Here is a 12,001-nt window from a genome sequence, read left to right as displayed (position 1 = left end):
AGCGTTCAGATTAGTGGGCCACAAGGCGAGCATGCAGAGATGCTAATAGGTGGCGCAGAAGTTCGTGGCTCATGTTCATGAACTGTAATGTCGGTATCGACAATCGTATCGCTTTTTGTGATGGACCCGTGAGGATGTTGCAATGCATACTAAATCACTTGTCGCCATAATCGACGACGACGAGTCCGTCCGCGTTGCGACTGGGAGTTTCGTTCGTGCGCTGGGATATGATGTCAATCTCTACACCTCAGCGGACCAATTTCTTGCCGAAGAAGGATTCGAAGGCATCAGATGTATTGTCTCCGATGTTCAAATGCCGCAGATATCTGGGTTGGAGATGTATCGGCAACTCCTCGATCGTGGAGTTCGGATCTCGATAATCTTTCTTACTGCACAATGTTCGAACAGGGTGAAGCAACAGGCAGCTCAACTTGGAGCTTGGTGCGTCTTAGAGAAACCGGTTGACGGGGAGGCGCTGTCGGATGAGTTGGGCAAATGCGTCCGCTCATCGTCCTTACGGAACTCGGATAGCGAATTCGGTCAGAATCCTGGCTCGAGAGCGGAATGGGAAATTTGAGTGACAGGTGTTTTCCATTACGACAGACTTGCCAACCTCTGACGTGTGCATAGACCCTGTAAGCATCATAAGCTCGCGAGCGTTGGCCCGGAGCAAGGATTCGGCACCGTAGAGGAAGACATCAAGGTTCGCAACACGGCTGCGTTACACCGGATGACAGTGCCGGTACGGTTCAAATGACACGAGGGTCGGAATACCGGTTCTCGTCACGGAGATCATTGCCGGTGGTTATTCGTTCATGGGTTCTGTGTTTAGGATCCTTTACCGCTGGAATGTAGGGAACCCACGGTTCGATACCAACTCTAATCAACTCAGTCATATATGTATATGCACAGCATGCATAATGTGTTGTGTTTATCGTGTGATTCTTTGTCAGACCATGTGGCACAAGGAAAATGACATGCATGAAAATCCCGCCGTAAGGGCGCGCGTGTTCACGGGCGTACGAAATGTCGTGACCAGTCGTATTCCGTTTGACGACGTCATTAGTCGCTTGAAAGCGCAGTGTGGACACTCGACGATTGCAGAACTCGTTGCATTGGCAAAGGAGGGATTCACCGGTGAAGATTATGCAAACGAGGTTCGCCGGAGATATGTAGGAAAAAGTGGATTTATGTTGTTTAGCGCAATCGATCACGGTGGGTGGATTCCTGCGTTTGGCTTACATCAGCGTGCTGTCAGGTGGATACTAGGGAACCCGCTGATCGCAATAACGATGTTGAGACATGACCTTTCCGCGGGACTTTTCGCTCCTGTGGAATTGCTAGTGACAGAAGAGGGTCCTGATGGGAAATGTGTCATTACATATCTAAGACCATCGAGTCTGATTGTCATCGATGGCAATCCAGAGCTAGAAGCCGCGGCGATATCTCTGGACGAGAAGTTTGACGCACTTGTACTTAATATTTCTGGACATTGAATCTTGACAGGAATGTCATCGGGTGCAACGCAACCATGTTGCGGACCTTGATGTCTTTTTCTGACGACTAGGGTTGAGAGTCGGGCTAGCGTACAGGAGATTGGGCCGGCCCCCGCGAAAACCGGACACTGGGTAACGCTTAAACTATGAGGTGGTCTTCCGCCTATGTTTAAGCCTACAACTAACAACATGGAACCCGTTGAGGTTCTGACCCAGCCGGAGCAACGCCGACGCCGCTCGGTGGAAGAGAAACTGGCGATTGTGCGTGAAACCATCGAACCCGGAGCCACCGTCTCCGGGGTAGCCCGTCGTCATCAGGTGAATGCGAACCAGGTGTTTGGGTGGCGCAAGCTCTTTCAGGACGGCAGCCTGTCGGCGGTGAGTGCCGGTGAGCAGGTGGTGCTGGCATCGGACTTGGCCCGAAGCCATGAAGCAGATTCGTGAACTGCAGCGGCTGCTGGGTAAAAAGACAATGGAAGTGGAAATCCTCCGCGAAGCAGTGGAGTATGGTCGGGCAAAAAATTGATTGCGCGCTCACCATTGCTGCCGGGGGGCGACCGATGAAGACGGTCTGTGAAGTCCTGGGTGTGTCGCGCTCGAATCTCGCAGTCAAATCAAGGCGACAGTCCGATTGGGTCGACCGGCGCAAGACGCCGACCATGGATGATAAACCGCTTGTTGTAGAGCTTCAGGGGCTCGTTGCCGACCTGCCCACATACGGCTACCGGCGTGCATGGGCGCTGCTCAGACGCCGTTGCGACGCGGTGGGCCGTCCACGTGTTAATGCAAAACGGGTCTATCGCGTCATGCGTGACCACAACCTGCTACTTGAGCGCCGTCCTCGCCATACCCCGTCCTCGCGCCGACACGACGGCAAGGTCGCGGTGGGCAGGAGCAATGCCCGCTGGTGTTCGGACGGCTTCGAATTCCGTTGCGATGATGGCGCGCCGTTGCGCGTCATTTTTGCGCTGGACTGTTGCGACCGGGAAGCCATAAGCTGGGCTGCAACGACGGGTGGTTACACCGGGGACATGGTGCGCGACGTGATGCTTCAGGCGGTGGAGAACCGTTTCAATGGCGCACTTAAGGCCGACAGCCAAATCGAGTGGCTCAGCGATAACGGTTCCTGCTACATTGCCGAGGAAACGCTGACGTTCTCGCGAAAAATCGGTTTGAAGCCCGTCACGCCCCCTGTGAGAAGTCCGCAGAGCAACGGGATTGCCGAAAGTTTCATCAAAACGATAAAGCGAGACTACGTTTCATGGATGCCCAAGCTGACGTCAGAACGGCGCTGCAAACCTGGCCATCGCGTTTGACCACTACAACGAAACGCATCCGCACAGCGCCTTGAAATACTGCTCGCCACGCGAATGCCGCCAGCGCGCAACGTCACCAACCGAAGCGTGACCACGTGTCCGGTCATGCAGGGGCAAGTCCAGAGATCCACATCCTATCTATCAAATGAAGGGTGATGCACGTATCGTCGGCGTTTCTGAATGACCTCTTGCTGGGCTCGCTACGTTTCAATCACATGGAAAGAGTATTCGCTGACGTCTAAGTGCTCAGGGCACATGCGCCGCAGACAGGTCAACGAGAAAATGGGCACCGCGCCCTCGTTCTGAGTTCAGTTCAACCCGCCAGTTCTGATGTTCGCAAATACGGCGCACAAGCGACAGACCAAGTCCAAGGTTGTCGGCACCTGCTGCCCGACCTCGCGCAAATGGATCAAAGGCAAATGCTTTAACATCGTCAGCGACCCCGGGTCCGTCGTCGGAGACCTCAAAGCTCAACGCTCCTGCACGTACAAAAATCCGCGTGCCACTTGCCGCGTGTTGAAGTGCATTGCGAATGAGGTTTGACAGGACGATGTGCAATAGTGCTGCGGGATACATAACGTGACTTGATGGCATCGCATCATCCGACGCAAATTCGGCGCTTAGGCTTAGCCCCAATTGTCGCGCGCGCGGCGACCAGTGCTCAATCTCTTCACGCACCACGGTTGCGACCTCTGACTGCTCGAAATCGCTGATGGCGGCCTTGCCACGGGAGAGCATGAGGTAGGCGGCAAGCTGCTGCTGCATTCCACGCACGGCCGCATGCATACGCTCGAGCTTATAACGCTGGGAAGCCGTGACCGCCGGATTATCCAGCAAGAGCTCACAGGAACTGGAGATTACCGTGAGCGGCGTCCGCAATTCGTGGCTGACGTCGGCTGTGAATAATTTCTCCCGCTGCAATGCAGCTTCAAGCTGATTGTACGTCGCATCAAATGCGGCAGCCAGCCGCCCAATTTCGTTTCTTGGGTACGCCTGCGCCAGACGCGTTTGAGGAGGTAACGCAGGTCGTTTAATGACGTGCTCTGCGAGCCGCATGAGAGGAGTAACGAGGCGGCGTGTGGCGATTCCACCGAGAAGGAATGCGATAAATAACGCCGAGCCGACGCTGAACACGGTTAACCAATGTGAGCGTGTGCGCTGGGCTTCAAAGGCCGTGTAATCTCGCAGCAGCATGTAGCGTACACCGGCGCGGTCGTCGACCATGACGTGCCAAGCTCGAGAGTCGTGATCCAGACGCGTAAAGCCCGGATCAATTTTGCGCAACCAATCCGGAAATGCGGCGCTACCCGGTGCGCCATGAAAAAAACGGTCCGCTCGTCCCACGTCCTTACCGGCGAGGTATTCGTCGCGCACCCGGTCCAGCGCCATTCCCATGTCGATCTGCTGGAGATGAACTTCCAGTCTATTAACGGTCCAGATTGATACCAGTGAGAGTATTGTGCCAACCAGCAAAGCCAGAATAAAGTATACAGAAATCAGATCCCGTGCGACCGTGCGGCGAGCTGCGTGCAGCTCCACATCAGGCAACGAAGCGTGGCCCGTGCTCATGTCCCGTCCGCACGCAGTTGATAACCGATACCGTGAATCGTATGTAAGAGCGCTGTCGGGAATGGTCTGTCGATTACTTGGCGTAAGAAGTGAACATGTCGGCGCAAGCTGTCGCTGTCGGGCGGTGAGTCAAGCCACAGTGTTTCTTCGAGACGAGCCCGGGTCACGACCGCGGGACTCTCCTGCATAAGCAGTTTGAGCAGCGCCATTGGCGATGGTGGGAGCTTGAGCATCTGCCCCGCGCGGGTGAGCCTACGTGTCTCCACATCTAACTCCAAGTCGGACACGCGTAGTATTCGAACGGCAGTCCGTCGCCGGGGACGCTGTATTAGCGCGTTCACGCGCGCGCCAAGTTCGGCTAACGCGAAGGGTTTGACGAGATAATCGTCTGCGCCGCTCTCAAAGCCGGCGAGCCGCTCGTCGAGCGTATCGCGTGCTGTGACCATGATGAGTGGCGCTTCGCAGCCTGCCTCGTTGCGCAGGCGGCGGCACAGCACGTAGCCATCCATGCGGGGAAGCGCGAGATCAAGCACTATTACGTCATACTGGTTGCTCGCCGCGAGCGCGTAACCCTGCATGCCATCGATCGCGCAATCAACCAAATAATTGCGGGCTTCGAGATAGCTGGCAATGTTGCCTAGGATGTCGGGGTCATCCTCAATGGCGAGAATACGCATAAACTCTTGGGTGAGGGGCAGAACGTATCGGGGCATTGTAGCAGCCAATAGCATCGGTTCATTCTTCCCTCACCGTCGCAAACGTTGTTCCAATGCGCTCTTCACCGCGCTCGTAGCCATGGCGACGAGCGCGAGCAAGCTGGCTGCCGCGAACGCACCGGCGAAGTTATACCCGTCGTACATTACCTCGACATAAAGCGGTAGTGTATTCGTGAGTCCGGGAACGTGGCCCGAAACCACTGACACGGCCCCGAACTCGCCCATTGCGCGCGCGTTCGTGATAACCACGCCGTAGAGCAGGACCCAGCCCACCCGAGGCAGCGTAACACGCCAGAACATCTGCCACGCCGTCGCACCTAGCACGAGCGCCGCCTGCTCTTCATCGTCGCCTTGCAGTTCCATTAATGGAATCAGTTCCCGCGCTACGAATGAAAAGGTTACAAATGTGGTCGCGAGGACGAGGCCGGGCAATGCGAAAACAATATCGATGTGGTGACGCTGAAGCCAAGGCCAGAGCGGGCCCTGCGCACCGAACAAGAGCATGAACAGCAATCCGGCGACGACAGGCGATACCGAGAATGGTAAGTCAATGACCGTTTTCAGCAAGGTCTTGCCATAGAAATCAAAGCGTGCGATCACCCATGCTACGGCTATGCCGAAGATTGTGTTGAGCGGGACTGCAATCAGCGCAACTAGCATGGTGAGCCGGACCGCCGAAAGCGCGTCGGGATCGCGGAGCGCATCAATGAATGTGGAGAAGCCCGTGGCGAGCGCAGTTGAGAATATCGCGATTAATGGAAGGACGAGGAACGCACCTAGAAATACGATACCGATGCCGACGACGGCGCAGCGCACGCTCAGCGATTCGTTGCTGAGGGATGCTTCTGTATGCTTGCTCGTGGCCCGGATCCCGTGCGTCTGCCGGAGAATAGGACCGTGCCGAGTTTGGGAGTGTCGCGTGTTCATGTCGGGCACCCAGTTTGAGTCGAAGATCGGGGTTCGAGAACCCGATGTAGCAGATTCAGCCCAAAAAGGATTCCAAACGACGCCGCAAGCATAACCACTGCAATTGATGCCGCTCCGTCGAAATCGAACTGTTCGAGCTTTGTCACGATGAGTAGTGAGGTGATCTCGGAAACGAAGGGGCGGTTGCCGGCAATGAAGATGACCGAGCCATACTCGCCTACCCCGCGCGCGAACGCGAGGCCGAAGCCGGTCAAGAGCGCTGGTCGCAACGCAGGCCAGATTACCCGCCGAAGAGTCGCGGCACGAGATGCACCGAGCAGCCCCGCTGCTTTTTCCTCCTCGGTGCCAAGTTCCTCGATTACAGGTTGAAGCGTGCGGACGACGAAGGGTAAGCCCACGAACGTGAGCGCGACGACGATGCCCGTAGCGTTGAACGCAAGCGGAAGGTCTCGCGAGGCAAACCAAGCGCCAATCCACCCGTTGGGCCCGAAAATAAACGCGAGGGTGATGCCTGCCACGGAAGTCGGTAGCGCGAATGGAAGGTCAATCAGCGAATCGAGGAGGCGCCGCGCCGGGAAGCGATAGCGTACCAACATCCACGCACAGAGCAGACCTAGCAATGCATTAATCGCAGCCGCAACAAGCGCGGTCCCGAACGTCAACTGATACGAGGCGACGAGCCGTGGCGTCCAGACCGCGTGAATGAAGCCGTTCCATCCTCCGGATGCTGCACGTAGAAATAATACTGAGAACGGCAATAACACGATAAGGCATAGCCAAGACAGCGTATGGCCCATTGCCAGGCCGAAGCCTGGCAATGGGCTGGGCCTGCGCCACGGGCGACGAGTGGGACGGAGCATAAACTTTGACTAGTTGGGCTGGAAGATCTGATCAAACACGCCACCATCCGAAAAATGCGTTGCTTGAGCAGCGTGCCAGTCGCCGAACATCGGATCGTCGATGCCGATGAGTTTGACCGATGGGAATGCTTTGGTGTATTTGGCGGCGACGCTAGGGTCCGCCGGCCGATAATAGTTTTGCGCAATTAACGCCTGAGCTTCAGGCGAGTATAGGTGCTCAAGATATGCCAGTGCGACCTTGCGCGTGCCGCGCCGGTCCACGACAGAGTCGACCACTGCCACAGGTGGCTCGCAACGAATGCTAATTGACGGCACAATCACCTGATACTTGCCCGGCGCGAGCTTATTTACGGCAAGCAATGCATCATCTTCCCAGGCAACGAGTACATCGCCGATACCGCGCTCGACGAACGAATTTGTCGCACCGCGCGCACCGGAATCGAGAACTTTCACGTTGCTAAAGAGTGCTTTTTCAAAGATCTTGGCACTGGCCTCGTTGCCGCCGGGCTGGTGTATCGCATATGCCCAAGCTGCGAGGTAGTTCCAGCGTGCGCCGCTCGACGTCTTTGGGTTCGGCGTGACGACTCCGACGCCTGGCTTCACTAGGTCGTTCCAGTCGTGGATTCCTTTGGGATTGCCCGCTCGTACAAGAAACACAATGGTCGAGGTGTAAGGTGTGCTGTTGTTCGCGAACTGGCTCTGCCAGTCCTTTCGGAGGAGGCCGTGCGCAGCCAGCGCATCGATGTCGGAAGCGATGCCGAGCGTGACGACGTCGGCTTGCTGGCCGGCGAGTACTTGGCGCGCTTGCGCCCCCGAACCACCGTTTGTGGTACGGACCGTGACAGTGTCCCCGTTAGTTTGCCGGTACCAGGTAGAAAACAGTTTGTCATAAGCGGTGTATAGCTCTCGGGTCGGGTCATATGATACGTTCAGCAGCGTGGTCTCGGCGCTGGCGTGCAGTGATGCGAGCAGGCCGCCAATGAGTAACAGCACGCGTGCGGGGGAGGGAACGGAGGCAAGTATCGCAGTAAGTTTCATGTTGGATTGGGCGCAACGCGTGTGGCCGTCAGAAAAAGAAGGCCGAGCTTAAATCGCCCGATTGCCCCTCTCAAATCGAAAATGCGGGATTGCTTATGACGAGACAGGATTTGCGCAGTCGTAACATTTTCTTGACGTCACAACATCTAAAATCGGCTTCGCGAGAAGTTCGCCTTTGATTTGACAAGCGAAAGCGAATGTGTCGTTAGTCGCTGCGACCCTGAAGTGTCAACGGCCACTGGCGGGGTGTGGTGCCGTCTCTTGGGACGGCGTGCTCTCCTTCGGCACCAATCTGGAGACGCAGCCTTTTATGAAGAAGGGCGCGTTGCGCGCGGGCAACAGAACAGACAATGTTCTGTCTCCGTTCTATAGAGGGCGTACGTCGCAACGATGGTCGCTTTCGAGTGGGCCCGTGGGATTGCCTGACTTGGAGAACTACATGGTGCACAGCGCTGGCAGATCACGCGTCCACGGGCGCGTGAATTCGTTCAACGCGAGGATCGTCGAACGGTCAAACGAGTGATCGTTTGATCGGCGGCTTCGTTGAAAAATACTTCGTGATTCCGTCAAAGATGGCGTCCGCCATGCTTTGTCTATAATCTGCGCTCGTCAGCTTCCGCTCTTCTTCCGGGTTGCTGATGAATGCAGTCTCCACGAGGATTGATGGAATATCGGGAGCTTTCAATACGGCGAAGCCCGCCTGCTCTACGCCGATGCCGTGAAGATGGTTAATTTTTCCAAGAGAGTCGCGCACGAGTCGGCCGTATTTTAGGGAATCCGAAATCTGCTGCGTAGTGGACATGTCGTACAGCACTGGTGCAATGCTGGCATCGACGCCTTTTAAATCGAAACCGCCGATTGAGTCTGCAGCATTTTCGCTTTTTGCCAACCACCGCGCCGCATCGCTTGACGCACCATGTTCGGATAGTGCGAACACGGATGAGCCACGGGCGGTGGGTGTCGTAAAGGCGTCGGCATGAATGGAGACGAACAGATCAGCACGCGCGCCGCGTGCCTTTTTGACTCGGGTGCGAAGCGGCACGAAGAAGTCGCCGTCCCGAGTCATCATCGCGTCCATGTGCGGTGATGCGGCAATCCTGTCACGCAGGCGACGCGCGATGTCCAATACGACATGTTTCTCATAAGTGCCCCCGCCGCCGATTGCGCCGGGGTCCTCGCCGCCATGCCCAGGGTCAATTGCGACAATCAGCTTGCGCGTCTGCGAATCAGCTGTGCTCAATGTGGGTTGGTTCGAAATCGCGGCGGCCGGAGGGGCACTTTGCGGTGATGCCGGATACAGGTCGAGCATGAGACGGTAACCGTACTTCCCCGCCGGCGCAGCGGAGAACACCTTCGCGTTTACGGTGCCTTTCAGGTCTAGAACGACGCGAACGACGCTCGGCGTGAACTGTCCTATTCGGACCGCGCGAATGTGCGGATCGTTGGGTTGAACACGTGAGATTAACGCACGCAACTGCGGATCAAGCGAGAGGCCTTGGAGGTCTAATACGACGCGATCGGGCGAGGGCAGTTGGTGCTCCGCGACGTCTAACGGGCGCGTCGATTCGATCGTCACACGCGTATAGTCAGTAGCCGGCCATACCCGCACGCCCAGTATCGCCGGCATGCCACTGGCACGCGATACACCAGGAACCAAGGTGCCTAACATGACTGACGCGCCTAGCTTTAACCACCGTCGTCTCGCCGTGAGCGAACGTTTTCGAGCAGGCGCACACATTAATTGCATCGGCTTCATGGTATCTGTCTCAGTGGCTGCGCTTCATTTTTGAATTGAAGTGCGTTTTGAAGGAGAGGCTGATGCGTGCCCAGATGCGGGATAGCGCGAGCCACTGTTGCATCCAGACGCCACTACCGTACTCGCGGCCGCCGTGTGCGGAGCTCGAAAGCTGATCTGAAATACCGGTTGGTTCGATAGTGTTTTCCCATGACGCAGTTCGGAACATCATGTCCCACCAAGGAACCAGCACACCGAAGTTGCAGCCGTATGCGGTTCCGGTGTGCCCGTATTCCATTGCGTGATGTCGCCGATGAAATGAGGGGCTCACGATGATTCGCTCAAGCAGTCGACCATATGAAAGACGTGCATTAGCGTGCTGAATCGCTTGCAAGGTGTTGCCGAGCGCGACCAGAATGACAAACTGTCCGGGTTGCACTCCGATGAAAAGCCCAACGAAGGTGAAGAACGCGGATTGAACAATATCGTCGAGAAAGTGATTGCGGTCGTCGTTCCAAAGCGACATTTGACGTTGGCTGTGGTGAACTGCGTGCAATTCCCACCATAGCCCAAATCGATGCTGCCAACGGTGGTACCAGTAGCCTAGAAAATCGAGCGCCACAAGATAAATCGCGAAAGAGACTAGCGGCTCATCGGTTACGCCAGGCCAGATTTCATCAATGTTTAGCGTCCAGATGTTGCGTACGGTCATCCACGTCTCAATATGGTTGATGACTGGTTGCATCCAGATAAAAAACAGCGCATTGACCACGCCGATTTTGGCAATCCACGTGTACCAGACGTCGGAACGCAGGGGCTTGCGATCGTGCCAATGTTCGACCGGACGCCATGCCTCCAGCGGCCGCAGAACAATGTAGGTTATTACGATCTCAAGCACGCCCACAACGGACCAGTACAGTGCGTCGTACGTGTCTTCGTCGTAGTCCATCAAATGAAGGTGATACAACAGTGGCTGCGCAAGATAGATGTAAAGATCTGTCTGCACAAGGCCAACGAATCGTAGGAAGTAGAGGCCGATGTCATGTGCCACGTCGTAGTCCTCGGTTCAGTCGGGATTGGGCGCATAGACGGGCGCACGATCGCCCATATAAATACCATGTGGCGATCGTCCGACTTCGATCGTGGAGACTAATTTGCGCGTGCTTAGGTCAATCACGCCGACGTGGCGGGAGAACCGAAACGTAACCCAAAGATGACGGCGGTCGGACTGCAATTCCATGTCATCGGGGCCGGGCATTAGTCCGGAAATGTCCCCGGTATTGCTCAACGTCTTATAGTCAAGAATGCTGATGGTGCTGTCCACGCGATTGGTCACTGCGACGTGCGTGCCATCGTCGAGGGAGCGAAAGTTGTGTGCCCCACGGCCCGTGTGGATCCTTTTAACAACGCTTCGGGTTTGCGTGTCCACTACGGTGACATCGTCCTCGCCGGTCATGCCGACAAGCAGGAACCGGTTGCCGGGCACCATCCAGAGCCCAGCTGGATCGCGACCGACTTGAAGTTTCCACAGTACCGTTTGAGTGAATAAGTCGATCGCAGCTACCTCACCGGATTCTTGAAGCGACACGTAGACCGTTCTGTTGTCGAGTGAAAACGTCATATGACTCGGCATTTTTCGTAGACGCACATGCTTCGCGAGCGTGAAATGCGAACGGTCATAATGGTAGATATCGACACGGTCAAGGCGAAGCCCATTGGTAACGAAATATCTGCCATCAGGAGAGAATCCGAGTTGATAAGGGTCTTCCATGCCCTGTAACCATCCGCGCACGGTGCCAGTATGCGGGTCAAGAAACATGAGATTATCTGAGATCGAGTTTGCGACGATTAGTGTTTTACCATCAGGCGTGATCATCAGATGGTGTGGCTCCTTGCCCGCCGACATCGTTGCGACTACTTTGCGCGAGGCTTCATCGATTAGGTCGATTTTCGCTTCGCCGGAGTCAAGTATGACGACGTTTTCAGCCATTGCTAGCGGAAGAGAAGTTAATAGTCCGAGGAGCAGAAGGATTCTGGAAAGGAGGAGAAAGCGAATCGACATGGAGAAGCTGCTGGTTATGGAGGATAGGTTCTGGATCTGCACCGCGGATGATCAAATTTCGCCTGTCGGTGAATGTTTAGGAATCCGGGACGGAGCGATTCTCCCACGCTAATTGCCGTTTGCGATATGACGTGAAAAATATCGACGTATTGACATTTTCTTGACAAATCCTCGTTTAATATTGCGGGCGGGGAGTCCATATGGATGGCAAATTGGACGCTCTATGCTTCACGAGCGATAGAACGAATCGGAGCGCCCTGCCGGATAGAACGTGTGGAGTTC

The 12,001-nt window shown here is 55.8% G+C and carries 10 protein-coding genes and 1 pseudogene; 3 read left to right on the top strand and 8 right to left on the bottom strand.

Annotated elements, in window-relative coordinates:
* Positions 1-142: 142 nt before the first annotated feature.
* From SB753_RS29105 to SB753_RS29095, 3 genes and pseudogenes are all read left to right on the top strand, one after another.
* Positions 143-577 (top strand): response regulator transcription factor, encoded by a 435-nt coding sequence (locus SB753_RS29105; protein ID WP_410803187.1) that lies wholly within the window; start codon positions 143-145, stop codon positions 575-577.
* 400 nt (positions 578-977) lie between these two features.
* Positions 978-1,496 carry a DUF302 domain-containing protein gene (locus tag SB753_RS29100; RefSeq protein ID WP_410803185.1) on the top strand — a complete coding sequence of 173 codons (519 nt, stop codon included), beginning with the start codon at positions 978-980 and terminating at the stop codon, positions 1,494-1,496.
* Between the two features lie 189 nt (positions 1,497-1,685).
* A pseudogene (locus SB753_RS29095) lies at positions 1,686-2,903 on the top strand (IS3 family transposase).
* A 155-nt stretch (positions 2,904-3,058) separates the two neighbouring features.
* Here SB753_RS29095 and SB753_RS29090 read toward each other — a convergent pair.
* The 8 genes from SB753_RS29090 to SB753_RS29055 all read right to left on the bottom strand — a co-directional run bounded on the left by SB753_RS29090 (position 3,059) and on the right by SB753_RS29055 (position 11,719).
* Positions 3,059-4,381: a sensor histidine kinase gene (locus SB753_RS29090; protein ID WP_410803183.1), complete on the bottom strand. Its 1,323-nt coding sequence runs from the start codon at positions 4,379-4,381 to the stop codon at positions 3,059-3,061.
* Positions 4,378-5,058: a response regulator transcription factor gene (locus SB753_RS29085; RefSeq protein ID WP_410803181.1), complete on the bottom strand. Its 681-nt coding sequence runs from the start codon at positions 5,056-5,058 to the stop codon at positions 4,378-4,380. The genes SB753_RS29090 and SB753_RS29085 overlap by 4 nt, the downstream gene beginning before the upstream one ends.
* Positions 5,059-5,127: 69 nt before the next feature.
* Positions 5,128-6,024, bottom strand: a complete 897-nt coding sequence (cysW, locus tag SB753_RS29080) for a sulfate ABC transporter permease subunit CysW (RefSeq protein WP_410803179.1) — start codon at positions 6,022-6,024, stop codon at positions 5,128-5,130.
* The gene (gene cysT, locus SB753_RS29075) at positions 6,021-6,884 is read right to left on the bottom strand and encodes a sulfate ABC transporter permease subunit CysT (RefSeq protein ID WP_410803177.1); all 864 of its coding nucleotides are present in this window, start codon (positions 6,882-6,884) and stop codon (positions 6,021-6,023) included. The genes cysW and cysT overlap by 4 nt, the downstream gene beginning before the upstream one ends.
* A 9-nt stretch (positions 6,885-6,893) precedes the next feature.
* Positions 6,894-7,922, bottom strand: coding sequence for a sulfate ABC transporter substrate-binding protein (locus tag SB753_RS29070; protein WP_410803175.1), 1,029 nt, complete (start codon positions 7,920-7,922; stop codon positions 6,894-6,896).
* Between the two features lie 511 nt (positions 7,923-8,433).
* Entirely contained in the window at positions 8,434-9,591 is a 1,158-nt protein-coding gene (locus SB753_RS29065) for an N-acetylmuramoyl-L-alanine amidase (RefSeq protein WP_410803173.1), read from the bottom strand.
* Between the two features lie 97 nt (positions 9,592-9,688).
* On the bottom strand, positions 9,689-10,708 hold the full coding sequence (locus tag SB753_RS29060) for a sterol desaturase family protein (protein WP_410803172.1): 1,020 nt from the start codon (positions 10,706-10,708) through the stop codon (positions 9,689-9,691).
* Positions 10,709-10,723: 15 nt separating this feature from the next.
* On the bottom strand, positions 10,724-11,719 hold the full coding sequence (locus tag SB753_RS29055; protein WP_410803170.1) for a beta-propeller fold lactonase family protein: 996 nt from the start codon (positions 11,717-11,719) through the stop codon (positions 10,724-10,726).
* Positions 11,720-12,001: the final 282 nt, after the last annotated feature.

The organism is Paraburkholderia sp. SIMBA_053 (genome assembly GCF_046534895.1).
In the GTDB taxonomy this organism is placed as follows: domain Bacteria; phylum Pseudomonadota; class Gammaproteobacteria; order Burkholderiales; family Burkholderiaceae; genus Paraburkholderia; species Paraburkholderia caledonica.
This window is presented reverse-complemented; position numbering and strand designations above follow the sequence as displayed.